The sequence below is a fragment of the Arenimonas aestuarii genome (assembly GCF_054781715.1).
The window spans coordinates 10968-37466 of record NZ_BAAGTW010000008.1 but is presented as its reverse complement, the minus strand read 5'-3'; the positions used below and the strand labels follow the sequence as shown (position 1 = coordinate 37466).

The following is a 26499-nucleotide window of genomic DNA, read 5'->3' as shown; positions in this document are numbered from 1 at the left end:
GGGGTTCCAGGCGCCTCAAACGCGGCGCTTTTTCCAGGTGGTCTGGTAGAGGTCGTGGCGGCGGTCGCGCAGGTTCTGCACGGTGCCGGAGGCGCGGGCCTGCATCAGGTCGTCCAGGCGCAGGTCGGCGAAGGCCACCTGCTCGGCGTTGGGCGTGGTGTCGGCGGCGATGCCTTCGGGCGCGAACGGGAAGTCGCAGGGGGTGATGATGCAGCTCTGCGCGTACTGAATGTCGAAGTTGTTCACGCCCGGCAGGTTGCCGACGTTACCCGAGGTAACCACGTAAACCTGGTTCTCGACCGCGCGCGCCTGGCAGCAATAGCGGACGCGAAGGTGGCCCTGGCGCACGTCGGTGCAATAGGGCACGAACAGGATCATCGCGCCCTGGTCGACCAGGTGCCGCGCCAGCTCCGGGAACTCGGAGTCGTAGCAGATCATCACGCCGATCGGGCCGCAGTCGGTCGGAATGGCTTCGGCGCTGTCGCCACCGGCGATCTTCCACCAGTGCACTTCGTTGGGCGTGGGGTGGATCTTCTCGCGTTCGTGGATGGATCCGTCGCGCAGGGCCACGTAGCAGATGTTGTGGATGTCGCCATCGTCCATCTGGGTCGGATGCGAGCCACCGATGATGTTGATGTTGTAGGACACCGCCAGCTTGTTCATCAGCTCGCGGTACTGGTTGGTGTACTTGGTCAGCGTGCGGATGGAGTCGGAGGGCGACAGCGGCTTGTTCTCGATAGACAGCAACTGCAGCGTGATCAGCTCCGGGAACACCACGAAATCGCTGCGGTAATCAGCGGCGATGTCGACGAAGTATTCGATCTGAGTGGCGAATTCCTCGAAGGTCTTGATGCGTCGCTGCTGGTACTGCACGGTCGCCACGCGCACCGCCAACGGCAGGTCGCCGCTGAGCTGGGCCTTGCGGATTTCCGGATGGTCGGAAAAGCTGGGATTGCGCCAGGCCAGGTGGGCGGCGTAACCCAGTGATTCATGGTCGGACGGCAGGTAATCAGGCAGCACGCCGATCACCTCGAACTGGTTGCTCAGCTGGAACGACAGCGCCATGTCGCGCGCCCTGCCCTCCTCGACCGCGTCCACGTAGGCCTGGGCACTGCCGAATTGCTTGAATCGTTTGGCCAGGCCCGGCAGGCGGCCGCCGAAGACGATGCCCTTGAGGTCGAGCTGCATGCACAGGCGCTTGCGCCGGTCGTACAGGCGCCGCCCAATGCGCAGGCCGCGACGCGCCGGGTCCACGCACACTTCCATGCCGTAAAGCCAATCGCCGGCGACGTCGTGGCGCGAGGCATAGCCGCCACCGGTGATCTCCCGCCAGCCGTGGGGCGCCAGGGCTACGGCCTCGGCGATGCAGAACGTGGCGCAGTAGCCCACGACTTCGCCATCGTATTCGGCGACGAACTGGCCTCCCGGGAACTGCGTGAGCTGGCCGCCGACCATTTCCGGCGTGTAGGCCATGTGCTCGCCGTAGGTGCGCGCGGAAAGCGCGATGATCGCGGGAATGTCGGCGCGCGTGGCAAGTCGCACGAAAAGTTTGGATCGGCTGTCGTCGTCACTACGGGACATCAATTCAATCCTTGTTTGCGGAGCAGGTTGTGCAGCAGGAGCCTGGCGCCAGACGTCATTCTTCGGGTGCGGGCTTGGCGGGCGCTTCGGCGATTTCGCGCTTGACGTCCTCGGTGGCGTCGTTGTCGCCGGACCGGACCGGCGGCGGCGCCTGCTTCTCCTCCGGAGCCGGCCGGCCCAGCGCTGTCCAGGCATCCTTGTCGCGCAGGCCGAAGGCGCTGCGGATATGCAGGTCGCGCTGCGGGAATGGGATCTCGAGGCCGTGCCTGGCCAGCGCGGTTTCCAGCTCCCAGTTATAGGCGGCCTTCACCGCCGACGGGCGCTTGGTGGCTTCGGCGGTAAGCCAGACCACCAGGTCGAAGTTCAGGCTGGAGTCGCCGAATTCGGTCAACCACACCTGGGGCCGGCGCGGGCCTTCCTGCGCCAGGGTGAAGGGAACGGCGGCGGCGGCTTCCAGCGCCGCGGTCTTCACCGTTTCCTTGTCGCTGCCGTAGGCCACGCCGAAGGGAATGCGCAGCCGGCGCGAAACATCGTTGTGGGTCCAGTTCACCACCCGGCCGCTGACGAACTCGGAGTTCGGCACCAGGATCTCGATGTTGTCGTTGGTGGTGATGCGGGTGGCACGGATGTTGATGTCGCTGACCTCGCCATGCACGCCCGATTCGAGTTCGACGAAATCGCCGACCTTCAGGCTGCGGTCGAACAGCAGGATGATGCCGGAGATGAAGTTGTTGAAGATCGCCTGCAGGCCGAAGCCCAGGCCGACGCCGATCGCGCCGGCGAACACCGCGAAGCGGCTGGCTGGCAGGCCGATGAGTTCCAGCGCCACCAGGAAGGCGATGAACAGCAGCAGGTAGTGCAGCATGCGGCCAACGGCGTAGATGGCGGCGCGGCGATCGCGCGTGCCCTTGCGCTCGGAAAGCCGCGCCAGGCCGCGGCGAAGCACCATCGACACCAGCCAGGCGATGACGAATACGCTGACCGCGCCGGTCAGCCCGGCCGGGGTCAGGCTGACACCGCCGATTTCCACCAGGACCTGGTTCCACCAGCCCTTGCCCGCGACGGCGGCCGTATCAGCGGCGGCTTGGCTTGCTTGTGCGGCCGGTGCGCTCATGAACCCGTCACAGCAGCAGCCGGCGCAGGTCGCCCAGCACCTGCGACAGGTAACTGGTGAAACGCGCGGCGGCGGCGCCGTCGATGACCCGGTGGTCGTAGCTCAGGCTCAGCGGCAGCATCAGCCGGGGCGTGAATTCCTTGCCGTTCCAGACCGGCTTCATGGCGCTGCGCGAAACGCCCAGGATGGCCACTTCGGGCGCGTTTATGATCGGCGTGAAGGCCGTGCCGCCGATGCCGCCCAGCGAACTGATCGAGAAGCAGCCGCCCTGCATGTCCGCCGACGACAGCTTCTTGTCGCGCGCCTTGGCGCTGATCTCGCCCAGTTCGCGGGCCAGCTCCAGCAGACCCTTGCGGTCGGCGTCGCGGATCACCGGCACGACCAGGCCATCGGGCGTGTCCACGGCGATGCCGATGTTGAAGTACTGCTTGAGCACCAGCTCGTCGCCGTCGAGCGAGGCGTTGAAGGCCGGGAATTTTTTCAGGCCCGCCACCGCGGCCTTGATCAGGAACACCAGCGGCGTGACCTTGGTGTCCTTGTTTTCTTCGCCCAGGCGCTTGCGGAAAGCCTCCATCTCGGTGATGTCGGCGTCCTCGAACTGGGTGACGTGCGGGATCATCGCCCAGTTGCGGGCCAGGTTGGCGCCACTGAGCTTCTGGATGCGCGACAGCGGCTTGCGCTCGACCTCGCCGAACTTCGAGAAGTCGACCTTGGGCCAGGCGATCAGGTCCAGGCCGCCGCCGCCGCGTGCGGCGCCGCCGCCGGCCATCACCGACTTCACGTGGGCCTGCACGTCCTCTTTGCTTATGCGGCCACCGCGGGCGCTGCCGGCGACCTGGTCCAGGTCGACGCCCAGTTCGCGGGCGAACAGACGCACGGCCGGGCTGGCGTGCGGCACCTTGCCGGGCATCAGGGCCTCGGCATCGAAGGTGACGGGCGGGGAATTCGGGTTGCCGGCGTTCATGGCCGGCGTCGAGGGCTGGGCCGGCCCGGCCTTGGGCTCGGACTTTGGCTCCGGCTTGGCTTCAGGCGCGGCCTCGGCCTTGGGCCCGGGCTTGGCTTCGGTCTTTTGCGCAGGCTTTGCCTCGGCTTTCGCCGCCGGCTTGTCCGCCACTTCCGCGGCGGGCTCGATCAGCGCCACCACCGAACCTTCGGACAGCTCGTCGCCAACCTTCACCTTCACCTCGCGCACCACGCCGTCGAAGGGCGCCGGCACTTCCATCGTTGCCTTGTCGGACTCCAGCGTGACCAGACCCTGGTCCTTGCTGACGGTGTCGCCCGGCTTCACGAGCACTTCAATCACCGGCACGTCCTTGTCGTCGCCGATATCCGGCACCCGCGCTTCCTTGAGCTCGGCCATGGTCCACCTGGGGTTTTCGAACGGAGGGTTTTGCATTGTCCCCCGGTTGGCCCCAAAAAAAACCCCCCGGTTGATCCCTGGGGGGCGTGGGCGGCGCTAACGCCTGGGGATGCGCGTGCTGTTCGCATCCGGACGGGACCATTGCGGCCCATGCGCCTAATGATCTGCTTCCGATAGTCCCTTGCTCGGGGAACAGGGTCGCCCGGACATCTTGGCGGCACCTGTGCCATTTGGGACACGCTGCCCGGGATTTGGTTCCCCTGGCGTTCATCGGGCGTTGGCTTCACCCGGCCTTGGCGCCGGGTTCATCCCGGATTGATCACGCCCAAGCAGCCTTCATTCGGCGCCGGACTGCGGCGAACGGACGTTCGGCATCGCTCCGGAGCGGGGCGCCCCCGCGCCCCGCTCCGGCCACCACCCTGCCTCAGTCCGTTTTCGCGGCGTTTCGCCCGGCGTGCCGGGCCTTGTGGAATGCGCGCATTTCGTCGCGACCCAGTTCTCCGTCGCCGTTGCTGTCGATGGTCGCGAAGTTCTCCGCCAACTTCGGCAGCTTGTCGCCGAGCTCAGCCCGGCTGATCGCGCCGTTGCCGTCGTCGTCCATGCCCTTCATCAGCCCATGCATGTAGCCCATGCGATGACCTGCCTTGCCGCCGTGGTGGTGACGCATCCGGGCATGCATGGCCGCCATCTCGTCGCGACTGATCCGGCCGTCGGAATTGCCGTCGACCCGCTCGAAGTTCCTGGCCAGGCGCTCGCCCAGGCCCTGGGCCTCGATACGGTCGAGCTGGCCGTCGCCGTCCTTGTCGGCCGCGGTGAAGCGGGCATCCGCCTTGGCACGCCATTGGGCGCGCATGGCTTCGCGGTCGGTACCGGTGTCGGCGGGGCCGGCCTGCTGCGCCATCACGAGTCCACTGGCCAGGGCCAGCGCAGTGAAAACCAGGGTCTTGCGCATGTGCGTTCTCCGTTTCGTGTTCGTGGCGGTGGATTCCGCCCTTGCCCCTCCAGAACGCCCGCCAGGCCTCCGGGTTGACCGGGCGTCCCCGTGTGCCCCGGGTTCGTTCAGCTTGCCGGCGCAGGGACCCTGCGGCATCGTGGGCCTTCGTGCCGGAGGTTCGCCATGCGCCCCATGCTGCTGCTGTCACTGACCGCCCTTGCCCTGGCCGCGTGCTCCCGGGCGCCCGAGGCAGAGGTGCCCGCCACGGACATCACCGCGCCGGAACCGGCCGTGGAAGCCATGCCGATGCCGGCCCCGCCGGCCGAGTCCGAGCCCGCGCCAGGCCAGGTACCCCGGAGCTTCCGCTGCAGTGGCAACGAGCCTTTCTGGTCCCTTGAACTGGGCGTGCACGGCGGCGTGCTTTCCGAGCCCGGGACCGAAACCCTGATGGTCGGGGATCTCGCGCCCACCGGCACCGGGGCCTGGACCTTCCGCGGCGCGCCCGAGGACGATCCGGCGGCCTTCACCGGCGCGGTGCTGTCGCCGGCCCAGTGTTTCGACACCATGGCCGATGGCCCGGCGATGCCCTTCAGTGCGGCGCTGCGGTTCGCCGACGGCCGCGAAGGCAGCGGCTGCTGCCGCGTGGAATATGGCCTGGACCTGGAAAACGCGCCGGTGTTCGATGCCGGCGGCAAGCCTTCGCAGGACTGGAGCCGCAACCTGCCCGCCCTGGGCAAGGCGGTCCTGCGCTGTGCCTTCGACGGCGGCGTGGTCACCGAAGCTGCCAGCACCGCCTGGCCCCTGGACAACGGCAAGGCGGCAGTGCGCCTGGTGGATTCGGGCGGCGACCGCTTCGACTGCCTGGTGGACCTGGGCGCCGGCGACATCGAATCGGTCAAACCCGTGCCGACCGCCGACATCCTGCCCGGCGAGGACCAGCCGCGCTGGTACCCCCCGGGTGAAAACCGACCCATGCTGACCTGCGGCCGGGTCGAGCGGATCGAGACCGACGGCGGCCTGGTCACCGGCTGGCTGCACTACAGCGACGGCTGCCAGGCCGACGACTAGGCGGATTTCGCCCTTAGGGTGGCGTTTTCGCCACTGCCGGGCCAAACTCGCCAGCGCGACCCTATGTGCACCCCGGCACCCCCGCCCGGGACACGAGGAATCCGCCATGAAACGCCTGATGATCCTGGCCCTGCTGACCGCAATGCTGTCCGTCCACCCCGTGGCCTCCCAAGCCGCGGCACCGGTCGCCGACGAGTCGATTTTTGTCGAAGGCACGCGCTACGACGCCGTTTTCGATGCCCCCCTGCGCCGCTGGCGCCTGCTGCCGGCCGACGGCCCCGACCTGAAGCTCCGGGTCGCCGATAGCTGTGAACTCGGCAGCGCACCCCCGCCGGGCCTGTGGCTGCTGACCCGTGACGACCAGGGACAGCCAACCCTGGTGGCGCCGTCGGCGACGGCCCTGCCCGAAGGCCACCCCGGCCGCGTGCGGCTGCTCGACTGCAGCCAGGCCACCGCCGGCCCGCTGCCGGCCATGGCCGTGCCACGGGTGCTGCTGGACTGGCTGTCGGATAATTCCGGGTCGATCTATGTCGCCCGCTGAAGGCCGGTTCACCCTTGGCTTGCTGGCCATGGATGGCGCCATGCCGTCCTCCTACACCGGCGCGATGGACCTGCTGAAGATCGCGCAGAAGCTGGCCCAGCTTCGCGACCCGGCCACCGGGCTGAGACTGGAGTCGGTGCTGGTGGGCGCCCGTGGCCAGGCCACCATCACCGTCGGCGACGGTCTTGTGATCGGCCCCGTGCACTCACCCGACCGCGCGCTCGACCTGCTGCTGGTGCCCGGTTACATGCACGCCAGCGTGCACGACGCGCTGGAACAGCTGCACGCCTACGGCCCCGAGATCGAACTGCTGCGGGCACTGTCGCTGCGCGGCGTTCCGCTGGCCGCCAGCTGCTGCGGCAGCCTGCTGCTGGCTGAAGCCGGCCTGCTCGATGGCCACGAGGCCACCACCAGCTGGTGGCTCGACGGCGCCTTCCGGAGCCACTACCCGCGGGTGCGACTGGACGTGCAGCGCATGGTGGTCGAGGACGGCAACATCGCCACCACCGGCGCCAGCACCGCGGTGATGGGCTACCTGCTCCAGCTGCTCGGGCGCGTGACCGACCCCGCGCTGGCCCAGAACACCGCCCGCATGATGCTGCTCGACCCCGACCGCACCAGCCAGGCGCCCTACATCAGCCTGGCCCTGGCCGAACGACCGCGGCACTCGCTGTCGGAAAAGGCCGAAGGCTTTCTGCAGCGCGAACTGCACCGCGAGCTGACCATCACCGAGCTGGCAAGGCACTGCGGCACCAGTGAGCGCAGCCTGCTGCGGCATTTCCGCCAGCACTACAACGCCAGCCCGCTCGCCCACCTGCAGCACCTGCGGGTCGAACGGGCCAAGGCGCTGCTGGAGACGACGCTGCTGAGCTTCGACGAGATCGTCGAGCGCTGTGGGTATTCGGATACGTCGAGCTTCCGCAAGCTGTTCAAGCGCGCCACCTCACTCACGCCCGCCGACTACCGCGAGCGGTTCCGCCTGCGGCCGCACTGACGCCGGCTTGCGGCGCTTGAGCCCGAACAGCGGCCGCAGCACGCCCACCCGCCGGACGATTTCGTGGCCCAGGGCGCAGGCGGCCAGCGTGCCCAGCACCACCAGCGTGGCTTCGCGCCATGCGCCCAGCTCCAGCGGCACCAGCCAGTAGGCCAGCAGCACGGTGGCGCTCTGGTGGATCACGTACCAGGGGTAGACCGCCTCGCTGGCATAGGGCAGCCAGCGGAACGGACGGTCCAGGGCGTGGCGGGCCCAGGCCAGCACCGCCAGCAGCACCGTCCACACGATGAGGCCGCGCAGGCAGCGCATCGCCACCAGCGCCCACTCAGGAAAGACAACATCGAGCTTGAGCACCGGCACGTAGACCAGCAACATCGCCACCGCGGCCATCGCCAGCGGCCTGCGCAGGCGGGCCAGTTCGGCCCAGAAGCCCGGCACGCGGGCCAGCAGGTAGCCATAAACGAACACGGTGAAGAACTGCGCGTGCTGGAACCAGTCGTCGAGCAAGGCGTTGGTGGACTCGAACCGAGGCATCAGCACGTTCATGTAGAGCACCAAGGGCAGCGCCGGAACCAGCACCAGGCGCCAGCCGCGCAGACCGCCCAGGGCCGCCTGCAGGCGCTGGCCGGGCCGGGACCGCAGCAGCGGCAGTATCGCAACCAGCAACAGGCTGTAGACCCACAGGTAGGCCAGGTACCACAGGTGGTTCCAGGTGACCCCGTGTTCGGCGCCGTCGAAACCACCCTCGGGCCAGGGGCGAAGTTCCCAGTAGCGCAGCAGGAAAGCGCCGTAGCCCGGCGACACCGTGCCATTGACCACGCCCTGGCAGTAGGCCTGCACCGGCACGATGACCAGCATGCCGAAGAGCAGGGGCAGGAACAGTCGCCAGGTGCGCAGCAGGGCAAAACGTCCCGGCCCCCGCTCCGGCTGGTACAGGCCGATGGCCAGGCCCGAGATGAGGAACAGCAGGGCCATGCGCCAGCGGTTCATGGCCAGCATCGGCCATTGCAGCCACTCCTGCAGGTAGCTGGACTTGATATGCCAGCCCCAGTCAGCGACGTAGAGCATGCCGCAGTGGTAGGCGATCAGGGACAGGATGGCGAGGACGCGCAAGGCGTCGAGGTCGTGGCGGCGTTGCATGGCGGGCTCCGGTGGACGTCGGGGCAGCCTCGCCGCGGCGCCCTGCGCCCCGCCAGCGCGGGGTGACCGGTTGCCGGGTCCCGGGGACGAATCGCGGTATCCCGGGACGAACCGGGGCGCGCTTTTGCCGGCTGCCGCCTAGAATGCGCCGATGCCCGCGCCGTCCCCGCCCCGCACCGCCTATGAACGCTTCCTGCCCCACCGCCGCTGGCTGGAATGGGGCTACTGGATCGGGGTGGTGGTTGTCAGCGCCACCGCCAATACCCTCACCGTGGGCATGGAGCTGCGCCGGGCCGGCATCGCCCACCACCCCCTGGAACCGGCGATCTGGGAATGGTCGAGCAATCTGGTCTTCCTGGCCCTGGTGCCCGCGGTGGTCTGGTACACCCGGCGTTTCCCCCTGGTCCTGGACGACTGGCGGCGCGTGCTGGCGGCCCATGTCGCCGGCAGCCTGGCGTATTGCGCGTTGCACGTGCTGGGCATGGTGGCCCTGCGCATGGCCGTGTACGCCGCGGCTGGCGAGAGCTACGACTTCGGACCCTGGGGCCGTCAGCTGACCTACGAGTACCTCAAGGACGTGCGGACCTACGCCGGCCTGGTGCTGCTGATCGAAGCCTATCGCTTCGTGCTCCGGCGCCTCCAGGGCGAAGCACGCCTGCTCGATGCCCCCGACGATGCCCCGCCCGAGGAACCGGTCGAACGCCCGGAACGTTTCCTGGTCCGCAAGCTCGGTCGCGAATTCCTGGTCGCGGCCAGCGACATCGAGGCCCTGCAGGCCTCGGGCAACTACGTGAACCTGCGCGTGCGCGGCCGCGAGTACCCGCTGCGCACGACCATCTCGGCCATCGAGGCGCGGCTCGACCCGGCCCGCTTCCAGCGGGTGCACCGCAGCCACATCGTCAATCTCGATCATGTCGCCAGCATCGAACCCCTGGACACCGGCGACGCCCGCATCCACCTGCACGACGGCAGCATCCTGCCCTGCAGCCGCCGCTACCGGGCCGCCCTGAAGGACCGGCTCGGCGCCACACCGTGACCGCGCCGCGCAAGATCGTGCACGTGGACATGGACGCGTTCTACGCCTCCGTGGAACAGCGGGACGACCCTTCGCTGCGCGGGCGTCCGGTGGTGGTGGCCTGGCGCGGGGCCCGGTCGGTGGTCTGCGCCGCCAGCTACGAAGCGCGCACCTTCGGCGTGCGCTCGGCGATGCCGGCGCTGCGGGCGGAAAAACTATGCCCGCAGGCGGTGTTCGTGCCGCCCGACTTCGCGCGCTACAAGGCGGTGTCCCGGCAGGTGCGGGAGATCTTCGCCCGGCATACCGACCTCGTGGAGCCGCTTTCGCTGGACGAGGCCTACCTGGACGTCACCGAAAACAAGCTCGGCCTGGCCAGCGCCACCGCCGTCGCCGAATCGGTGCGCGCCCAGATCCGCGAGGAAACGGCGCTGACCGCCTCGGCCGGCGTCGCGCCCAACAAGTTCCTGGCCAAGATCGCCAGCGACTGGCGCAAGCCCGACGGCATCTACGTGGTCAAGCCGGCCATGGTGGCTGACTTCCTGGCACCGCTGCCGGTCGGCAAGATCCCGGGCGTGGGCAGGGTGATGGAAGGCAAGCTGGCCGCGCTGGGCATCCAAAGCGTGGGTCAGCTGCGCGGTTTTGGCGGCGAAGCCCTGGAAGCCCGGTTCGGACGCTGGGGCCGGCGACTGCACGAACTTTCGCTGGGCATCGACGAGCATCCGGTGCAAAGCGAACGCCCCACTACCCAGGTCTCGGCCGAGGACACCTTCGAAGCCGACCTGCCGCTGGAACAGACCGGCGACGCCATCGTTCGCCTGGCCGCCAAGGCCTGGGCCGCGGCCCGGCGCGAACCCGGGCGCAGTCCGCGCACCATCGTGCTCAAGCTCAAGACCGCCGACTTCCGCATCCTCACCCGCAGCCTGACGCCGGCCGTGATGCCCGCCACCCTGGAGGAATTCACGGCGCTTGCGCTGGACCTGCGCCAGCGCGTGGACCTGCCGGCGAGCACGCGTTTCCGGCTGGTGGGCGTGGGCCTGGCCAACTTCCGCGGCGATCACGAAGCACCGCCGCAGCCGGGCCTGTTCGATGGCGGGCAGGACGCCGGCGACTGAAACAAGACGGGCGGCCTTGCGGCCGCCCGTCGGAGAACCACCTCGCACGATGGCTCAGTAGTACAGGTCGTAGAGCACGTCCAGCACCAGACCGGTGGCCAGGGCTACGAGCACCACGTCACGGTCGGAACGGACCCAGCGGTGACCGTAGGGCGGCGGCGGGAGCTGGTAACGGCTGTAGTCGACGTAATACGGACGGCTGTAGTACGCCGGCGGCATCCGGTGGCCAACGCCCCAGCGCACGTAGCGGTGTCCCGACGGATAGACGTAGCGCGTCGACGCGCGGTAACGATACTCGGGGCGCCACTGGTAACCGCGCCAGCGGCGGTCGTCGTGACGCGCGTAGTGACGGTCGTGGCGACGGTCGTGGCGCCAGTCGCGGCGATCGTCCCGACGGTCCTGGCGCCATTCGCGGCGATCATGGCGACCGTCATGGCGGTCCTCGCGGCGATCGGCGCGCCAGTCCCGATGGTTATCCCGCCGATCATGCCGCTCATGCCGCTCGCTGCCGCGATCGGCACGCCAGTCGCGGCGGTCGTCACGGTGATTGCCGCGGTTGCCGCGGCGGTCTTCGCGACGATCATCGCGGCGATCCACCCGCACGGGGCCCTTGTTGTCCTGGGCCGACGCACCTGCGACGACGCGGGCGCGCACGTCCTGTGCCGCGGCCGGCATCACCGTGGCACCGGCCAGCAGGACGGCCATCGAAACCATCAATACTCTTTTCATGTTCGGATCCCTCGGGCTACGGAGCGCGGGCGGCAGGGCCGTCCACGGAGCGAATGATTGTGTTCGCGGCGCTGAATTGCCCTTGAATCCGCCGTTCGCCCGGCGTGAAGGCCAGCCCCCCGTTCAGCCGGATGAATGCCGGTCCGGCTCGGCTAGAATGGCCAAAAACCAACCGGGAGCCGCCATGCCTTCGTTCGACGTCGTGTCCGAAGTGGACAAACATGAACTGACCAACGCCGTTGACACCGCCAATCGCGAGCTCGGCAACCGCTTCGATTTCAAGGGCCAGGACGCGAGCTTCGAGCTTGACGGCTTCGTGGTCACCCAGAAGGCACCGAGTGATTTCCAGCTCAAGCAGATGCTCGACATCCTGCGCGCACGGCTGATTGCCCGCGGCATCGACATCCGCTGCCTGGACGAGGGCGAACCGGAGATCAACCTGGCCCAGGCGCGCCAGAAGATCACCGTCAAGCAGGGCATCGAGCAGAAGCTGGCCAAGAAGATCGTCGCCACGCTCAAGGAAGCCAAGATCAAGGTCGAGGCCCAGATCAACGGCGACAAGCTGCGCGTTTCGGGCAAGAAGCGTGACGACCTGCAGGACGCCATGGCCCTGCTGAAGAAGTCGGACCTGGAAATCCCGCTGCAGTTCGACAACTTCCGCGACTGACGCCCCCGGACTCCTCCCAGGCGGGGATCAGCCGGGATTGAAGAGCCTGCTGCGGTCGGCGTCGTTGAGCAGCCGCCACTCGCCGGGGGCCAGCCCGTCCAGGTCCAGGCCACCCAGGCGGTGGCGGTGCAGGCTGTGCACGTGGTTCCCAACCGCGGCGAACATGCGGCGGATCTGGTGGTAGCGGCCTTCGACCAGGGTGACCTGGGCGCGGCGCGGCTCCAGCACGTCGAGCCCGGCGGGCGCCAGCGGCGTTTTCTCCGATTCCAGCATCAGCGTGCCGCTGGCGAATATCGCCGCCTCGTCGCCACGCAGGTCTTCGGCCAGCACCGCTTCGTAGATCTTGGGCAGCATCGCCTTGGGCGAGGTGATCCGGTGCAGCAGCGCACCGTCGTCGGTCATCAGCAGTAGGCCCGAGGTATCGCGGTCGAGCCGTCCGACCGTGGACAGGGCCGGGTTGCGCAGGCGAAAGCGCGGCGGCAGCAGGTCGTAGACCACCCGCCCCGGGTCCTTGGTGGAACAGGTGTAGCCCACCGGCTTGTGCAGCAAAAGCAGCAAACCCTGCGGCGGGTCCAGCGGCTCGCCGTCGACGCGCACGTCGGCATGCTCCACCGCGTCGTCGGCGTACAGCACCTCGCCGGCGGCGTCGGTGATGCGGCCTTCGCGGAACATCAGCGCCACCTGCTTGCGGCTGCCGTAACCGAGGTTGGCGATGAGCTTGACCAGTTTCATGCGCCCGCCTTCACCGCGTGGATGACCTTGAAACCACCGGCATCGGCGAGCTTGCGCACCTCGCCGAAACCCCGCGCCAGGGCCTGTTCGTAGGGCAGGTGGCGGTTGGCCACCAGGCACAGGCGGCCACCGGGCCGCAGCGCCTGGGCCGCGGCGTGGATGAAGGCCTGGCCCAGCTCGGGCTGGTCAGCGCGGCCCTGGTGGAAGGGCGGGTTGGAGACGACGAAGTCGTAGCGCCGCGGCAGGCCGGCGGTGACGTCGTGCCAGTGCAGGCCGGGCGTGAACCGCCGGCCCGCCAGGTTGCTGCGGGCCAGTGCCAGCGCGCGGGCCTCGGCTTCGTAGAGGTCGAGCGCGGTGACGCCGAGGCAGCGGTCCATCACCTCGGCGGCCAGGTAACCCCAGCCGGCCCCCAGGTCGGCGCCCTCGCCCGCCAGGTCGGTGGGCAGGTTCGCCGCCAGCAGCGCCGACGCGGCGTCGATGCGGTCCCAGGCGAACAGGCCCGGCCGGCTCTGGAATCGCCCGTCCAGGATCGGCCGCGGCGCATCCAGTTCACGCCACTGGGCCAGCAGGACGCTGTCAACGGACTCGCCCAGGGGCGCGGTCCAGACCGCCCGGCAATGGTGTTTGCCCAGCACGTGCACCGAACCGGCCAGGCGCTCGAGGTCGTCCTGCATCGAACGCGCTCCTTCCTTGTTGGCCGCGCAGGCCAGCACCACGCCGCCGTGGCCCGCCTGGTCGACCGCACGCGCGAGCAGCGCCCGGGATTCTTCGCGCTGGCGTGGCGCCAGCAGCATCACCAGCCCGAAACGGCCGGTATTGGATTCCGAGACCGCGAATCCATCCTTGGCCAGCGCGTCCGCCCAGGGCTTGAAACCCTGCTCGCACACCGGCCGGTGCCGGCGCGCGGCATTGAGCGCCGGGCCCGTGCGCGCGCGCAGGAACAGGCAAGCACCCGGCGCCGGCCATTCCAGCGCGCCGGAGGCCAGGGGCAACAACAAGGTGTCGAGCGCGGGATCGGCAGTCACGAATTCGGCGGTAGCGGCAGCGGGGCCGCAAGTCTAACCCGTGGGCTTCAGGCGTCGGCGGCGATGCGCTCGCGGGTCGCTGCCGGGGGCGGCCTCAGGCCTTCCATTCCAGCGCCCGGTGGTCGAAACCCTGGGCCAGGCGCGGTTTGACGATCTCGAAAAACGGCGAGACGTCGAAGTCGCGCGGCACGTAGAGGCTGTGGTGGCGGATGTGCAGGATCTCCCGGCGGGCAAGCTTGCCACCGAGGGTGCCGGCGTCCACGCGTTCGATCTCCGGCAGGATCGGATAGCGGATCGATTCGAAGGCCTGGGCCAGCAGGGTCGAGCAGATCGCCTTGGTCGGCTCGCCGCTGCCCAGCGCCAGCAGCTGGCGCTTCATCGAACCGGGAACCGGCGGCGTGCGCACCAGGTAACGCGCCAGGTCGAAGATGTTCTTGAGGTCGTAGGTGATGCCCTTGCGATCGAGCATGAAGCGCACCAGCGCGTCGATCTCCTCGTCCAGCAGGCCCACCGGCCGGCAGATGCGCGCGTGCAGGCCGGCAAAGGTGGACAGCGGGATGGTGCGCACGCCTTCGACCACGTCCACATCCACGAAGATGCGCGGCTCGTCGCCGTCGGCGGCCGGCCCGAGGGTGTCACCGATGCACAGGGCCGCGTGCGACCACGTGGATTGCGTCAGGTACTTGATGGCCGTCGCGAAGCGGCTGCTGCCCTCGACCAGCAGCACGTCGCCCTTGCGCAGGGTCGCGGCGAGCAGCCGCGGCGGGCTGGTGGGGAGGTGGCTGCTTCGTTCGCGCGGCTTGGCCAGGAAACGGGCCAGCCGGCGCCCGATGGATCGGAGTGGCGACATGCGCCGCAGCCTAGCGCATGGCCCGGCCCCCGGGCAGCTTTCAGCCGGCCGGGCGCTGGGCCGCCAGCAGCTCGCGCAGCTGGCCCAGCTTGGCCTTCACGCGGGTGGCATGGTCCGGACCCATGCGCCAGAGCGCCTTGTGGCCGATCGAAGCCTGTTCCAGGCGCGGGTCGGCGAAGGCCCAGCGCGGCCGGCCCGGCACGGGCACCAAGGCCAGGTTGTCGCCCGGTTCGGGCGCGGCCAGCAGGTGGTCGATGACTTCCACCAGGCGGTCGTTGAAGGTCCGCCCGGGCACGCCGACCTCGCGATAGGCCTGCTCGAACAGTGGATACAGGCGCACGTAGGCCGAAACGAGCCGGCGCGAATCCACGCGCTCGAACGTGGCCACGGCGGTGTCGTAGCGGGCGAAGTTGGCGCGGTCGAGGTAACGCTGCTCGCCGGACACGCCGACGGCCAGGTCACCGGTCACGGGGCGGGCGGCATAGGCCTGGCGGGTGATGTCGCGGCGCGGCAGGTTGTCGATGGTCGTCACCAGGCGCTGCACGAGGTAGTCGGGCACCAGGAACGCCGCAAGGTCGCCTCCGTCGAGCAGGCCCGCCAGCGCCGCCCAGGCCACGGCGTCGCTGTCGGCCAGCGCCGGCAGCGGTTCGGCGGGGGCTTCTTCCGGCAGCACCGGCACGTCCTCGATCGGGTGCAGCACCTGCGGCTCGCGCGGAGCCTCGGGAGCCGGTGCAATGGTTTCGGCCGGCGACGCCGGCACCGCGTCTTCACGCGGGTAGTACTTCCAGGCCAGTACGCCGCATACGGCGAGGAAGGCGACGGCCAGCCAGGGGCCGGCCTTGAATTGTCTGCTCATGTGAAGACTCCTTGCGGCGGGACGCCCCGTGAGACTACGCCAGTGCGCTTAAGTTCCGCGGAACGCGCGCACGACCGAGCCTAGGCCAATCGTCACTTGACGCCCCCCGCCGCGCCAACCCAGAGTCGGGCGGGCCAGCCCCTTGCCTTTGGAGTGACACGATGGACAGACGTAATTTCCTGACGATGTCGGGAGTGGGCCTCGCCGGCCTGATGATGCCCTTCGGTCGCGTTATCGCCGCCGACGAACTGGTCACCTCCCTCGACATCAGCATCAAGAAGGCGATGGCCGACGCTGCCCTGCAGGCCGCCCGCGACGCCGGCGCCAGCTACTGCGACGTCCGCATCGGCCGCTATCTGCAGCAATTCGTGGTCACCCGCGAAGACAAGGTGCAGAACGTAGTGAACACCGAATCCACCGGCGTCGGCATCCGCGTGATCGCCAACGGCGCCTGGGGCTTCGCCGCCACCAGCGACCTGAGCACGTCCGGCGTCGCCAACGCGGCCCGCCAGGCCGCCGCGATCGCCAAGGCCAACGCCGGCCTGCAGACCACGCCGGTGCAGCTGGCGCCGGTGAAGGGCTTCGGCGAGGTCAGCTGGCGCACGCCGATCGTCAAGAACGCCATGGAAGTGCCGGTGAAGGAGAAGGTGGACCTGCTGCTGGGCGTGAACGCCGCGGCGATGGCCGCCGGCGCCAACTTCGTCAATTCCACGTTGTTCCTGGTCAACGAACAGAAATACTTCGCGTCCACCGACGGCAGCTACATCGACCAGGACGTGCACCGCATCTGGGCGCCGTTCACGGTGACCGCCGTGGACAAGGAAAGCGGCAAGTTCCGCACCCGCGACGGCCTTTCGGCGCCGATGGGCCTGGGTTACGAATACCTGGAAGGCAAGCCGGGCGACCGCTTCGTCTCGCCCAATGGCATCGTCAACTACGGCAAGTCCTACGACATGATCGAGGACGCCGTCGCCGCCGCCAAGCAGGCCCGGGAAAAACTCAAGGCCCCCTCGGTCAAGCCGGGCAAGTACGACCTGGTGCTCGACCCGACCAACCTGTTCCTGACCATCCACGAAAACGTCGGCCACCCGCTCGAGCTCGACCGCGTGCTGGGCTACGAGGCCAACTACGCCGGCACCAGCTTCGCCACGCTCGACAAGCGCGAGAACAAGTTCCAGTACGGCAGCGACATCGTCAACCTGTTCGCCGACAAGGTGCAGGAAGGCAGCCTGGGTGCGGTCGGCTACGACGACGAAGGCGTCAAGACCAAGAAATGGGACCTGGTGAAGGACGGCGTGCTGGTCAATTACCAGGCCATCCGCGACCAGGTCCACATCATCGGCGAAGAGGAATCGCACGGCTGCTGCTACGCCGATTCCTGGGCCAGCGTGCAGTTCCAGCGCATGGCCAACGTGTCGCTGGCGCCGGGCAAGAAGAAGCTCAGCGTCGAGGACATGATCAAGGACGTCGAGAAGGGCATCTACATCATCGGCGACGGTTCGTTCTCGATCGACCAGCAGCGCTACAACGCCCAGTTCGGCGGCCAGCTGTTCTACGAAATCGAAAACGGCAAGATCACCCGCATGCTCGAGGACGTGGCCTACCAGATCCGCACGCCGGAATTCTGGAACGCCTGCACGGCCATCTGCGACGAATCCGATTACCGCATCGGCGGCAGCTTCTTCGACGGCAAGGGCCAGCCCGGCCAGGTTTCCGCCGTCTCGCACGGTTCGTCCACGGCCCGTTTCGACGGCATGAACGTCATCAACACCGCCCGCAACCTCGGCTGACCGGCGCAGGAGCCTTAAACCATGAGCATCTACACCGAAGAACAGGCCAAGGCGATCCTCGACAAGGTCATCAAGCTGTCGCAGGCCGACGAATGCACGGCGACCCTGTCGGGTTCGATCAGCGGAAACATCCGTTTCGCGCTGAACAACGTCTCGACCAGCGGCATCGTCTCCAACGCCCAGCTGATCGTGCAGTCGGCGTTCGGCAAGCGCGAGGGCATCACCACCATCAACAGCTTCGACGACGCCTCGCTCGAGCGCGTGGTCCGGCGCTCCGAGGAGCTGGCGCGACTGGCGCCGGAAAACCCGGAATACATGTCCATCATCGGCAAGCAGGACTACAAGCCCTCGCCGACCTTCGTGCAGGCCACCGCCGACATCACGCCCGCGCAGCGCGCCCAGGTGGCCGCGGCCTCGATCGGTCCCAGCAAGGACGGCAACCTGATCGCTGCCGGCTTCCTGCAGGACGAGAACGGCTTCTTCGCCTTCGCCAACTCCAAGGGCAATTTCGGCTACCAGAAGGCCACCAACGTCAATTACACCTGCACGGTGCGCACCGAAGACGGCCGCGGTTCGGGCTGGGTGACGCGCAACACCGGCGACATCCGCGACTTCGACGCCGACGACGCCATCGCCGTGGCCATCCAGAAGGCGCGCGATTCGGCCGAGGCCAAGGCGCTCGAGCCCGGCAAGTACACGGTCATCCTTGAACCGGCCGCGGCCGCCGGCCTGATCAGCTTCATGATGTTCTTCTTCGACGCCCGCCAGGCCGACGAGGGCCGGAGCTTCCTGTCCAAGAAGGGCGGCGGCACGCGCCTGGGCGAGCAGGTCTACGACCCGCGCGTGAACATCATGGCCGACCCCTGGCATCCCGAAGCCGCGGTCATGCCCTGGGACGACCAGGGCCTGCCGCGCGAGAAGCACCCGATCATCAAGGACGGCAAGGTCGAATACCTGCAGTACTCGCGCTTCTGGGCCAAGGAGAAGGGCAAGCGCGCCATGGGCCAGCCCGGCAACCTGCTGATGGCCGGTGGCGACAAGTCCACGGCCGACCTGGTGAAGGGCACGCAGAAGGGCATCCTGGTCACGCGCACCTGGTACATCCGCATGGTCGACCCGCAGACCGTGCTGCTGACCGGCCTGACCCGCGACGGCACCTTCTACATCGAAAACGGCGAGATCAAGCACCCGGTGAAGAACTTCCGCTTCAACGAATCGCCGGTGATCATGCTCAACAACATCGAGGAACTGGGCAAGCCGGTGCGCATCAGCGGCGACGAGTCCCCGTTCACGATGATGATCCCGCCGATGAAGCTGCGCGACTTCACCTTCACCTCGCTGTCCGACGCGGTGTGATGCCCGCGGGGATGGGAAACCGATGAACCGACGCGGTTTCCTGTCCCTGCTCGCCGCCTCCGGCGCCCTGGCCCTGCCGGGGCGCCGCGCCTTCGCGGCGTCCGACGACTACGACTTCTGGTTCACCCGGCTGATGTACGACTCGGGCGACTGGGACGTGGACCAGCGCATGCCGGCGAACATCATCACCTCGCTGATCGACTACACCCGGCTGCGCGTGGACCCGAAGGAGCACGTGCTGGCGCTGGCCGACCCGCGCATGCTGCAGGCACCGTTCTGCTACCTGGCCGGCCACAAGCTGGTGGAGTTCAACCCGGACGAACGCCGCAACTTCGAGGCCTACGTGCGCGCCGGCGGCTTCGTATTCGTGGACGACTGCAACCACGACATAGACGGCCTGTTCGCGACATCGTTCGAAGCCGAGATGGCGTCCATCTTCGGCCCGCGCGCGCTGCAGAAGCTCTCGAACCGGCACCCGCTGTATTCGAGCTTCTTCCGCTTCGACGGCCCACCCACCACGGGCTTCGAGCTCAACGGCTGGGGCGACGACCTGGTGCACGACCACCTCAAGGGCATCGAGGTCGACGGCCGCCTGGGCGTGCTCTACAGCAACAAGGACTATGGCTGCGAATGGGACTACGACTGGCGCAACAAACGCTGGCTGGCCGAAGACAACACCAAGTTCGCCGTCAACATCGTGATGTACGCACTGACCGCCTGACCCGGATGGAACCGCGATGAACACCAAGACCCCCGACGACCTGCAAACCCTGCTCGACCGCATCACCCCGCTTCGCGAGGCGATCGGCCAGGCCATCGTCGGCCAGCACGACGTCGTCGAACAGCTGCTCACCGGCCTGCTGGCCGGCGGCCACTGCCTGCTCGAGGGCGTGCCCGGCCTGGGCAAGACCCTACTGGTTCGCACGCTGGGCCAGGCCCTGGACCTGGGCTTCCGGCGCGTGCAGTTCACGCCCGACCTGATGCCCAGCGACATCCTGGGCACCGAGATCCTGGAAGAGGACCACGGCACCGGCCATCGCCACTTCAAGTTCCAGCCCGGGCCGGTCTTCACCCACCTGCTGCTGGCCGACGAACTCAACCGCACGCCGCCCAAGACCCAGGCCGCGCTGCTCGAGGCCATGCAGGAGCACACGGTCAGCTATGCCGGCACCACGCACCCGCTGCCGGAACCCTTTTTCGTGCTGGCCACCCAGAACCCGCTGGAACAGGCCGGCACCTACCCCCTGCCCGAAGCCCAGCTCGACCGTTTCCTGCTGCACATCCGGGTGGACTACCCGAGCGAAGCCGAAGAACGCGACATCATCGAACAGACCACCGGCGGCAAGACCCCGAAGGTGCCGCGCGTGATGAGCGGCGACGACGTGCTGGCCCTGCAGGCGCGCGTGCGCGAAGTCCACCTGGGCGCCGACCTGCTGGACTGGATCACGCGGCTGGTGCGCTCGAGCCGGCCCGGCCCCGGCGCGCCGGCGGAGATCGCGCAGTACGTGCGCTGGGGCGCGGGCCCACGCGCCGGCCAGTCGCTGGTGCTGGCCTGCAAGGCGCGCGCGCTGCTCAACGGCCGCTTCGCCGTCACCCGCGACGACGTGCTGGCGCTGGCCGCGCCGGTGCTTCGCCACCGCCTGCTGCTGTCCTTCGCCGCGGAGGCCGAGCTCAAATCGCCCGACGACGTGGTGGCGGCGCTGCTGCGCGCGGTCCCGCACCCGGCCTGAGGCCAAGCATGTCCGGCCCGGATTTCATCCCCGCCGCGGTGCGTGCCCGGCTGCGCGACCTGCGCCTCGAGGGACGCCGGGCCACGGGCGGGCATGGCTTCGGGCAGCACCGCAGCCGCAGTCGCGGTGCCGGCCTGGAGTTCGCGCAGTACCGCGCCTACGAACCGGGCGACGAACTGCGCCAGGTGGACTGGAAGCTCTACGCGCGCTCCGACCGCTTTTTCGTGCGCGAAGCCGAACGCGACAGCCCGCTCACCGCCTGGGTGGTCATCGACACCAGCGCTTCGATGGCACAGACCGATGCCGCCCGACCCGACTGGAGTCGACTGGACCTGGCCCGCGGCCTGGCGGCCTGCGTCTTCGAACTGGCGCTGCGCCAGGGCGACCAGTTCGGCCTGGCGGCGGTGGGCGGCGACGGCCTGCGCCTGGTGCCGGCCGGTGCCGGCCCGCGCCACCGCGACCGCTGCCTGCTGGAACTGCACGGCCTGCGGGCCGGCGGCGCCTGGCCCGCCGAGCCGGCGCTGCGCCCGCTCTGGGAACGCCTGGGCCCCGGCCACCTGGTGATGGTGCTGGGTGACGACTTCGACGAGGCGAGCGTCGCGCTGATGGAGAAACTGGCTGCCGCCCGCCGCGAGGTCCTGAACCTGCAGCTGCTCACCGCCGAGGAACGCGACTTCCCCTTCCGCGGCGGCCACCGTTTCCGCGACCCCGAGTCCGGGCGGGAACGGGTGACTGATGCCCCCGCCGCCCGCGCCTCCTTCCTGGCGGAGTTCGGCGCCGCGCGCCGGGCCCTGCACGCCCGCCTGGCCGCCGCCGGCATCCGCAGCGAGACGGCGTGGCTGGATGAACCCATGGACCTGCCGCTGCGGCGGCTGCTGGCGCCCGGCGCCGCGGAGCGGGCATGAGTTTCGGCCTGGCCTTCCCGCTCGGCCTGCTGGCCCTGCTCGGGCTGGCGCTGCCGCTGCTGGTGCACCTGGCGCGGCGCGAACAGCAGCAGCCGACGATGTTCGCCGCGCTGCGCTGGCTGCGCGCCGTCCGACGGCCGCGGCAAAAACTTCGTCTTGAACAGTGGCTGCTGCTGGCGCTACGCCTGCTGCTGGTGGCGGGTTTGGCGCTGCTGCTGGCCGCGCCCTGGTTCCTGCACGACGGCGGTGGCGGCGCGCGCGTGCTGGTGCATCCCGCGCTGGCCCCGCCCACATCCGGCGCCGAGGCCGACGTGCGCTGGCTGGCGCCCGGTTTCCCGCACATCGACACCGCGGCGCCCAACGCACGCCAACCGGTGGCCAGCCTGCTGCGCCAGGCCGATGCCGAACTGGCAGCGGGTCGTGGCCTGGTCGTGCACGTTCCGGCGATCCTCGACGGCGCGGACGGCGAACGCCCGCGGCTGTCGCGACCGGTGCAGTGGGTTGTCGAAGCCTCGCCGCCGGTTGCCGACGCCGTATCGCCGGCGCCCGCACCGCCCGACATGGTGATCCGCCACGCGCCCGGCCTGGCCACGCAGTCACGCTGGCTGGTCGCGGCGCAGGCGGCGTGGTTCGTTACGGCGGGCCAGGAGGACGCGAAGGTAGATTTTGCCCCGCTGGACGCGCCCTGGCCCGCGGACACGAAACTGCTCACCTGGCTGGCCGAAGACGAAGTGCCCGAGCCGGTACTGGCATTCGCGAACAATGGCGGCACGCTGCTGCTTGGCGAGACCACGCCCTGGCCGCTGCCAGCACCGGCGGAAGCCGTCTGGCGCGGAGAAAACGGCGAGGTCCTCCTGGCTGCCGCCCGCCATGGCCAGGGCCGGCTGCTGCAGTTCGCGGTGCCGCTCGAACCCGCGGCCTTCCCCGAACTTCTCGACGCCCGCTTCCCGCAGTGGCTGCAGGCGCACTTGCAGCCCCCACCTCCGGCTCCCACGCGCAGCGATGCACGCGCTTACGCGCCCCTGCCAGGCGCCGCCACCTACGCACCGCCGGGCCAGCCGCTGGCGCCCTGGCTGGCGGTGGGGCTGGCCGCGCTGTTCCTGATTGAACGCTGGCTCGCCGCCGGCCAGTCCATGCGGAGGCCGGCGTGACTACGCGCCTGCACGTAGCCCGGCGCGCCGTGAGCTTGCGCCTCGCCTCCGCGGCGCTGCTCTTGCTGCTGCCGCTGCTGCTGGCGACGGCAGCCTGGGGACAACGCCTGCAGGCACCGCTGCCCGCCGGCCTGGCCGCCGCGGTCCTGGCGCTCCTGGCCTTCGCCTGGTGGCGACGACAGCGGGCGCGTCACGACGAGCGCTGGCTGGCTCGCCGGCTCAACGCCGACCCCCGCTGGCAGGACAGCGCCGACCTGCTGTTCTCCGACCCCGCCACCCTGGGCCCGCTGCAGACGCTGCAGCACGAACGCCTGGCGCAGCAACTGGCCAGCCTGCCTGCGCCCGACCTGCGTCCGGCCTGGCCGCACCGCGCCCTGCTGGCCAGTCTGGTACTGGGCAGCGTCCTGACGCTGGCGGCGCTGGTTTGGCCGAACGCTTCGACGCAAGCGCCGACGACGCCGCGCGCTCCGGGCGAAACCAGCGACATCGTCGCCACCGCCGTAGCGCTCGTCGAGGTCGGCGTCGACGTGCAGGCACCGGACTACACCGCACTGCCCGCCCGCACCGAATCGATGCTGTCGCTGCAGGCGCCGGAAGGTTCGCGCCTGCGCTGGCGCCTGCGGTTTTCGCCGCAGCCCGAGGCGGTGGTGCTGCGCTGGCACGACGGCGGCGAACTGGCGCTGCGGCGCGAGGGCGAGCACTGGACCGGCGAACACACGCTGCACCGTTCCGTGCTCTACCGGATCGCGATCACCGCGTCGCTGCCCCCGGCGGAAGACGAACTGCACCGCCTCGATGCGATCGCCGACCAGCCGCCGGTCATCCGCGTGATCACCCCCGAACGGCCGCTGACCCTGCGCGAAGACGGCCAGCGCACCTGGCCGCTGGTGTTCGAGGCCAGCGACGACCACGGCCTGGGCGCGGCCCGCCTGCACATCACCCTGGCCCAGGGAAGCGGCGAGCAGGTGACCGTGAGCGAACGCAGCCTGGCGCTGCGCGGCGAGGGCGAGCTGAAGCAGCGGCGCTACCGCCGTGCCCTGGACCTGGCCGCGCTGGGCCTGGCCGAAGGCGACGACCTGATCGTGCGCCTGGACGTCAGCGACAACCGTGCGCCGGCCCCGCAGGCCAGCCGCAGCCCCAGCCTGATCCTGCGCTGGCCGATGCCGCCGGCCACGGAGGCCACGGGCATGGAGGGGCTGGTGAAAAAGGCGCTGCCGGCCTTCTTCCGCAGCCAGCGCCAGATCATCCTCGACATCGAAGCCCTCATCCCACAGCGACCACGACTGGCGCCCGACGAGTTCGTGTCGCGCTCGGACGCGATCGGCTTCGACCAGCGCATCCTGCGCATGCGCTACGGCCAGTTCCTGGGCGAAGAAAACGAGGGCCAGCCCGAAGCGCCGCCCGGCCTGGAAGGTGAGCACAGCGAAGACGACGGCCACGACCACGGCCCGGGAAGCGACGCGCCGCTGGGCACGGCGATCAGCGTGCTCGAGGACTACGGCCACACCCACGACGATACCGAGGCCGCCACCCTGCTCGACCCGCAGACCCGCGCCTTGCTCAAGCAGGCGCTGGACGCGATGTGGTCCTCGGAAGGCGAACTGCGCCAGGGTGAACCGCAGCGCGCGCTGCCGCATGCCTACCGCGCGCTGGCGTTCATCAAGCAGGTGCAGCAGGCCAGCCGCATCTACCTGGCGCGCGTGGGCCTGGAGCTGCCGCCGATCGATGAGAGCCGGCGCATGACCGGCAAGCGCGAAGGCATCGCCGACCGGCGCGACGGACTGCAGCCCGCGACGACGCCGGACTCGCCGGTGCCGGACCTGTGGCGGGCATTGGCGGATGAAGACCGCAGGCCCGAACTCGAACCGATGAGCGACTGGCTGGAAACCAACGCCGACCGCCTCGAAGACCCGCTGTCCCTGGTGGCCGCCATCGAAACCCTGCGCGCACGGCCCGATTGCAGCGATTGCCGCCAGCGCCTGCGCGCCCTGCTCTGGTCGCTGCTGCCCCAGCCGGCGGCGGGCGTGGCCGAACGTCCGACGCCCGATGCGGCCGGCCAGGCCTATCTCGATGCGCTGTCGGCGGAGCAGCGGCCATGACGCCGGCGACCCTCGTCCTGTGGCTGCTGGCCCTGGCTGTGCTGCTGTCCGGCGCGCGACTGGGCTGGCGCGTTTCCACGAAGTCGCTGCCCGCCGGAACGGCCGCGATCCGGGTGTTCGGCCAATGCCTGGTCGCCGGCCTGCTCTGGTTCGCATTGTTCCCGCCGCCGGTTACCGCGCCCGCGAACCCGCTGGTGGTGCTGGCCCCCGGCGCCCACGACCTGCCGCCGCTGCGGCCGGGCGAGGTCCGGGTCGCCTTGCCCGGCGCGATGCCCGGCGCGGACATCGAACGCATGCCGGACCTGGGAACGGCGCTGCGCCGGTATCCCGCCAGTGACTCGGTGCGCGTGCATGGCCATGGCCTGCCCGCGCGCGATCACGACGCCGCCGCCGGGCTGCCGCTGGCCTTCGAGCCGACGCCTCTGCCCGCTGGCCTGCAGTCGCTGGCGATGCCGACGAGCGCCGTGCAGGGCCAGGCCTTCAGCGTGCGTGGTCGCGTGCAGGGTCTCGCTGGCGGCACCGTCGAACTGCACGACCCGCGCGGCGAAACCCTGGCCACGGCAAGTCCCGGCGACGACGGCGACTTCGTGCTGTCGGCCCAGGCCGGCCCGGCCGGCCCCACGGCCTTTGGCCTGCGCTGGCTGGACGCCGAAGGCAGACTGCTTGGTGAAGAAACCCTGCCGCTCGACGTCACCGGCCCGGCGCGTCCGCGCCTGCTCGCACTCGCCGGCGGCCCGGGCCCGGAGCTGAAATACCTTCGTCGCTGGGCGGTGGATGCCGGCCTGGACCTGCACACCGTGATCGACCTGGGCGGTGGCGTGCAGCTCGGCGACCGCCCGCTGCCGGTCAACGCCGCCACGCTGGCGGAGTTCGACCTGGTGTTGCTGGACGAGCGCGCGTGGCGCCAGCTCGGCCCGGGTGGCCGCGACCGCCTGCGCGACGCCGTGCGCGATGGCCTGGGCCTGCTGCTGCGCATCACCGGCCGCCTGGGTGCGGACGACCTGGCGACGCTGCGCGCCTGGGGCGTGATGCTGGAGGATTCCGATGCGGTGCGCAGCCTGCGCTGGCCGCTTGCGCAGGACGCCGACGCCGCCGCGGCGGCGAACAATCCCGCGCCGGTGCTGTCGCGCCGCCCGCTGCACCTGTCCGCGACCGACGGCCGGGCCCTGCACCTGGCGCCCGACGGCGCCGCCCTGGTGGCCTGGCGCAACGAGGGCCGCGGCCGGGTCGGCGCGACGATCCTTTCCGACAGCTACCGGCTGTGGCTGTCCGGCCGGCGCGCGGCCCACGGCCAGCTCTGGGCGACCACCGTGCAGACGCTTGCGCGGGCACGCGGCGAAGGCAGCACGGCCGCGCCGGCACCAGCCTGGGCGGGTGAACGCACGATGCTGTGCGGACTCTCCGACGGCGACAGCGTGACCGCCCCCGACGGCAGCCGGACTGCGCTGGCCATCGACCCTGCCAGCGGCGCGGCGGCGTGCGCGGGCTATTGGCCGGCGCAGCTGGGCGTGCACCAGATCAATCGCGGCGAAACCACCCTGCCCTTGCTTGTGCGCGATCCCGACGCCTACCCGGCGATGATCGCGGCCCAGCGCCAGGCGGCGACCAAGGGCCTGGCGGCCCAGGCGCCCGCCGTCGAACCGGCGCCGCACCAGCAACCCGGCCCGCGCTGGCCGTGGTGGCTGGCCTGGCTGCTGGCGAGCGGTGCGCTGTGGTTCCACGAACGCCGCCCTCGCTCCGCATAGGAGCG

Annotated in this window: 24 protein-coding genes; 14 read left to right on the top strand and 10 right to left on the bottom strand. The window is 69.7% G+C overall.

Features of this window, described 5'->3' with window-relative positions:
* Window positions 1–15 precede the first annotated feature (15 nt).
* From ACYVJH_RS12090 to ACYVJH_RS12075, 4 genes are all read right to left on the bottom strand, one after another.
* A complete protein-coding gene (locus ACYVJH_RS12090; protein ID WP_460454908.1) occupies window positions 16–1581 on the bottom strand; it encodes a GNAT family N-acetyltransferase in 1566 nt (521 codons plus the stop codon).
* A 55-nt stretch (window positions 1582–1636) separates the two neighbouring features.
* Window positions 1637–2695 carry a mechanosensitive ion channel family protein gene (locus ACYVJH_RS12085; protein WP_460454907.1) on the bottom strand — a complete coding sequence of 353 codons (1059 nt, stop codon included), beginning with the start codon at window positions 2693–2695 and terminating at the stop codon, window positions 1637–1639.
* Window positions 2696–2702: 7 nt separating this feature from the next.
* A complete protein-coding gene (aceF, locus tag ACYVJH_RS12080) occupies window positions 2703–4055 on the bottom strand; it encodes a dihydrolipoyllysine-residue acetyltransferase (RefSeq protein WP_460454906.1) in 1353 nt (450 codons plus the stop codon).
* A gap of 424 nt (window positions 4056–4479) precedes the next feature.
* Window positions 4480–5007 (bottom strand): EF-hand domain-containing protein, encoded by a 528-nt coding sequence (locus tag ACYVJH_RS12075; RefSeq protein WP_460454905.1) that lies wholly within the window; start codon window positions 5005–5007, stop codon window positions 4480–4482.
* Between the two features lie 165 nt (window positions 5008–5172).
* Here ACYVJH_RS12075 and ACYVJH_RS12070 point away from each other — a divergent pair, with 165 nt between their 5' ends.
* The 3 genes from ACYVJH_RS12070 to ACYVJH_RS12060 all read left to right on the top strand — a co-directional run bounded on the left by ACYVJH_RS12070 (window position 5173) and on the right by ACYVJH_RS12060 (window position 7592).
* Window positions 5173–6057, top strand: a complete 885-nt coding sequence (locus ACYVJH_RS12070; protein ID WP_460454904.1) for a hypothetical protein — start codon at window positions 5173–5175, stop codon at window positions 6055–6057.
* Between the two features lie 106 nt (window positions 6058–6163).
* Window positions 6164–6598, top strand: coding sequence for a hypothetical protein (locus ACYVJH_RS12065; protein WP_460454903.1), 435 nt, complete (start codon window positions 6164–6166; stop codon window positions 6596–6598).
* On the top strand, window positions 6585–7592 hold the full coding sequence (locus tag ACYVJH_RS12060) for a GlxA family transcriptional regulator (RefSeq protein ID WP_460454902.1): 1008 nt from the start codon (window positions 6585–6587) through the stop codon (window positions 7590–7592). The genes ACYVJH_RS12065 and ACYVJH_RS12060 overlap by 14 nt, the downstream gene beginning before the upstream one ends.
* Here the strand turns inward: ACYVJH_RS12060 and ACYVJH_RS12055 are convergent.
* Window positions 7542–8732 carry an acyltransferase family protein gene (locus ACYVJH_RS12055; protein WP_460454901.1) on the bottom strand — a complete coding sequence of 397 codons (1191 nt, stop codon included), beginning with the start codon at window positions 8730–8732 and terminating at the stop codon, window positions 7542–7544. The genes ACYVJH_RS12060 and ACYVJH_RS12055 overlap by 51 nt on opposite strands.
* Window positions 8733–8883: 151 nt before the next feature.
* Between ACYVJH_RS12055 and ACYVJH_RS12050 the strand changes: the two genes are divergently transcribed.
* Both ACYVJH_RS12050 and dinB read left to right on the top strand, forming a co-directional pair.
* Complete coding sequence (locus tag ACYVJH_RS12050) at window positions 8884–9768, top strand: LytTR family DNA-binding domain-containing protein (protein WP_460454900.1); 885 nt, start codon at window positions 8884–8886, stop codon at window positions 9766–9768.
* Window positions 9765–10859 carry a DNA polymerase IV gene (gene dinB / locus ACYVJH_RS12045; protein WP_460454899.1) on the top strand — a complete coding sequence of 365 codons (1095 nt, stop codon included), beginning with the start codon at window positions 9765–9767 and terminating at the stop codon, window positions 10857–10859. Before ACYVJH_RS12050 ends, dinB begins: the two co-directional genes overlap by 4 nt.
* 54 nt (window positions 10860–10913) lie before the next feature.
* Here the strand turns inward: dinB and ACYVJH_RS12040 are convergent, their stop codons facing one another.
* Window positions 10914–11588 (bottom strand): RcnB family protein, encoded by a 675-nt coding sequence (locus ACYVJH_RS12040; protein WP_460454898.1) that lies wholly within the window; start codon window positions 11586–11588, stop codon window positions 10914–10916.
* A 184-nt stretch (window positions 11589–11772) separates the two neighbouring features.
* Between ACYVJH_RS12040 and ACYVJH_RS12035 the strand changes: the two genes are divergently transcribed.
* The gene (locus tag ACYVJH_RS12035) at window positions 11773–12255 is read left to right on the top strand and encodes a YajQ family cyclic di-GMP-binding protein (protein WP_460454897.1); all 483 of its coding nucleotides are present in this window, start codon (window positions 11773–11775) and stop codon (window positions 12253–12255) included.
* 27 nt (window positions 12256–12282) lie between these two features.
* Here ACYVJH_RS12035 and ACYVJH_RS12030 read toward each other — a convergent pair whose 3' ends face one another.
* From ACYVJH_RS12030 to ACYVJH_RS12015, 4 genes are all read right to left on the bottom strand, one after another.
* The gene (locus ACYVJH_RS12030; RefSeq protein ID WP_460454896.1) at window positions 12283–12987 is read right to left on the bottom strand and encodes a pseudouridine synthase; all 705 of its coding nucleotides are present in this window, start codon (window positions 12985–12987) and stop codon (window positions 12283–12285) included.
* Window positions 12984–14012 carry a class I SAM-dependent methyltransferase gene (locus ACYVJH_RS12025; RefSeq protein WP_460454895.1) on the bottom strand — a complete coding sequence of 343 codons (1029 nt, stop codon included), beginning with the start codon at window positions 14010–14012 and terminating at the stop codon, window positions 12984–12986. The genes ACYVJH_RS12030 and ACYVJH_RS12025 overlap by 4 nt, the downstream gene beginning before the upstream one ends.
* A gap of 94 nt (window positions 14013–14106) precedes the next feature.
* Window positions 14107–14862: a C40 family peptidase gene (locus ACYVJH_RS12020; protein ID WP_460454894.1), complete on the bottom strand. Its 756-nt coding sequence runs from the start codon at window positions 14860–14862 to the stop codon at window positions 14107–14109.
* A 40-nt stretch (window positions 14863–14902) separates the two neighbouring features.
* Complete coding sequence (locus ACYVJH_RS12015) at window positions 14903–15718, bottom strand: DUF3014 domain-containing protein (protein WP_460454893.1); 816 nt, start codon at window positions 15716–15718, stop codon at window positions 14903–14905.
* Between the two features lie 161 nt (window positions 15719–15879).
* Here ACYVJH_RS12015 and ACYVJH_RS12010 point away from each other — a divergent pair, with 161 nt between their 5' ends.
* Genes ACYVJH_RS12010 through ACYVJH_RS11975 form a run of 8 tightly spaced genes read left to right on the top strand, consistent with a single transcriptional unit; the run spans window position 15880 to window position 26494 of the window.
* Window positions 15880–17508 carry a TldD/PmbA family protein gene (locus ACYVJH_RS12010; RefSeq protein WP_460454892.1) on the top strand — a complete coding sequence of 543 codons (1629 nt, stop codon included), beginning with the start codon at window positions 15880–15882 and terminating at the stop codon, window positions 17506–17508.
* A gap of 21 nt (window positions 17509–17529) precedes the next feature.
* Window positions 17530–18864: a TldD/PmbA family protein gene (locus ACYVJH_RS12005; protein ID WP_460454891.1), complete on the top strand. Its 1335-nt coding sequence runs from the start codon at window positions 17530–17532 to the stop codon at window positions 18862–18864.
* Between the two features lie 22 nt (window positions 18865–18886).
* Window positions 18887–19585: a DUF4159 domain-containing protein gene (locus ACYVJH_RS12000; RefSeq protein WP_460454890.1), complete on the top strand. Its 699-nt coding sequence runs from the start codon at window positions 18887–18889 to the stop codon at window positions 19583–19585.
* A 16-nt stretch (window positions 19586–19601) separates the two neighbouring features.
* A complete protein-coding gene (locus tag ACYVJH_RS11995) occupies window positions 19602–20594 on the top strand; it encodes an AAA family ATPase (protein ID WP_460454889.1) in 993 nt (330 codons plus the stop codon).
* 8 nt (window positions 20595–20602) lie between these two features.
* Window positions 20603–21499: a DUF58 domain-containing protein gene (locus ACYVJH_RS11990; RefSeq protein ID WP_460454888.1), complete on the top strand. Its 897-nt coding sequence runs from the start codon at window positions 20603–20605 to the stop codon at window positions 21497–21499.
* A complete protein-coding gene (locus tag ACYVJH_RS11985; RefSeq protein ID WP_460454887.1) occupies window positions 21496–22650 on the top strand; it encodes a BatA domain-containing protein in 1155 nt (384 codons plus the stop codon). Before ACYVJH_RS11990 ends, ACYVJH_RS11985 begins: the two co-directional genes overlap by 4 nt.
* A complete protein-coding gene (locus ACYVJH_RS11980; protein WP_460454886.1) occupies window positions 22647–24749 on the top strand; it encodes a hypothetical protein in 2103 nt (700 codons plus the stop codon). Before ACYVJH_RS11985 ends, ACYVJH_RS11980 begins: the two co-directional genes overlap by 4 nt.
* Window positions 24746–26494, top strand: a complete 1749-nt coding sequence (locus tag ACYVJH_RS11975) for a carboxypeptidase regulatory-like domain-containing protein (RefSeq protein ID WP_460454885.1) — start codon at window positions 24746–24748, stop codon at window positions 26492–26494. Before ACYVJH_RS11980 ends, ACYVJH_RS11975 begins: the two co-directional genes overlap by 4 nt.
* Window positions 26495–26499: the final 5 nt, after the last annotated feature.

Bases quoted from the DNA above. Each gene is read 5' to 3' on its own strand.
- ACYVJH_RS12090 (WP_460454908.1), bottom strand. From the start codon at position 1,581: ATGTCCCGTAGTGACGACGACAGCCGATCCAAACTTTTCGTGCGACTT.
- ACYVJH_RS12085 (WP_460454907.1), bottom strand. From the start codon at position 2,695: ATGAGCGCACCGGCCGCACAAGCAAGCCAAGCCGCCGCTGATACGGCC.
- aceF (WP_460454906.1), bottom strand. From the start codon at position 4,055: ATGGCCGAGCTCAAGGAAGCGCGGGTGCCGGATATCGGCGACGACAAG.
- ACYVJH_RS12075 (WP_460454905.1), bottom strand. From the start codon at position 5,007: ATGCGCAAGACCCTGGTTTTCACTGCGCTGGCCCTGGCCAGTGGACTC.
- ACYVJH_RS12070 (WP_460454904.1), top strand. From the start codon at position 5,173: ATGCGCCCCATGCTGCTGCTGTCACTGACCGCCCTTGCCCTGGCCGCG.
- ACYVJH_RS12065 (WP_460454903.1), top strand. From the start codon at position 6,164: ATGAAACGCCTGATGATCCTGGCCCTGCTGACCGCAATGCTGTCCGTC.
- ACYVJH_RS12060 (WP_460454902.1), top strand. From the start codon at position 6,585: ATGTCGCCCGCTGAAGGCCGGTTCACCCTTGGCTTGCTGGCCATGGAT.
- ACYVJH_RS12055 (WP_460454901.1), bottom strand. From the start codon at position 8,732: ATGCAACGCCGCCACGACCTCGACGCCTTGCGCGTCCTCGCCATCCTG.
- ACYVJH_RS12050 (WP_460454900.1), top strand. From the start codon at position 8,884: ATGCCCGCGCCGTCCCCGCCCCGCACCGCCTATGAACGCTTCCTGCCC.
- ACYVJH_RS12040 (WP_460454898.1), bottom strand. From the start codon at position 11,588: ATGAAAAGAGTATTGATGGTTTCGATGGCCGTCCTGCTGGCCGGTGCC.
- ACYVJH_RS12035 (WP_460454897.1), top strand. From the start codon at position 11,773: ATGCCTTCGTTCGACGTCGTGTCCGAAGTGGACAAACATGAACTGACC.
- ACYVJH_RS12030 (WP_460454896.1), bottom strand. From the start codon at position 12,987: ATGAAACTGGTCAAGCTCATCGCCAACCTCGGTTACGGCAGCCGCAAG.
- ACYVJH_RS12020 (WP_460454894.1), bottom strand. From the start codon at position 14,862: ATGTCGCCACTCCGATCCATCGGGCGCCGGCTGGCCCGTTTCCTGGCC.
- ACYVJH_RS12015 (WP_460454893.1), bottom strand. From the start codon at position 15,718: ATGAGCAGACAATTCAAGGCCGGCCCCTGGCTGGCCGTCGCCTTCCTC.
- ACYVJH_RS12010 (WP_460454892.1), top strand. From the start codon at position 15,880: ATGGACAGACGTAATTTCCTGACGATGTCGGGAGTGGGCCTCGCCGGC.
- ACYVJH_RS12005 (WP_460454891.1), top strand. From the start codon at position 17,530: ATGAGCATCTACACCGAAGAACAGGCCAAGGCGATCCTCGACAAGGTC.
- ACYVJH_RS12000 (WP_460454890.1), top strand. From the start codon at position 18,887: ATGAACCGACGCGGTTTCCTGTCCCTGCTCGCCGCCTCCGGCGCCCTG.
- ACYVJH_RS11995 (WP_460454889.1), top strand. From the start codon at position 19,602: ATGAACACCAAGACCCCCGACGACCTGCAAACCCTGCTCGACCGCATC.
- ACYVJH_RS11990 (WP_460454888.1), top strand. From the start codon at position 20,603: ATGTCCGGCCCGGATTTCATCCCCGCCGCGGTGCGTGCCCGGCTGCGC.
- ACYVJH_RS11985 (WP_460454887.1), top strand. From the start codon at position 21,496: ATGAGTTTCGGCCTGGCCTTCCCGCTCGGCCTGCTGGCCCTGCTCGGG.
- ACYVJH_RS11975 (WP_460454885.1), top strand. From the start codon at position 24,746: ATGACGCCGGCGACCCTCGTCCTGTGGCTGCTGGCCCTGGCTGTGCTG.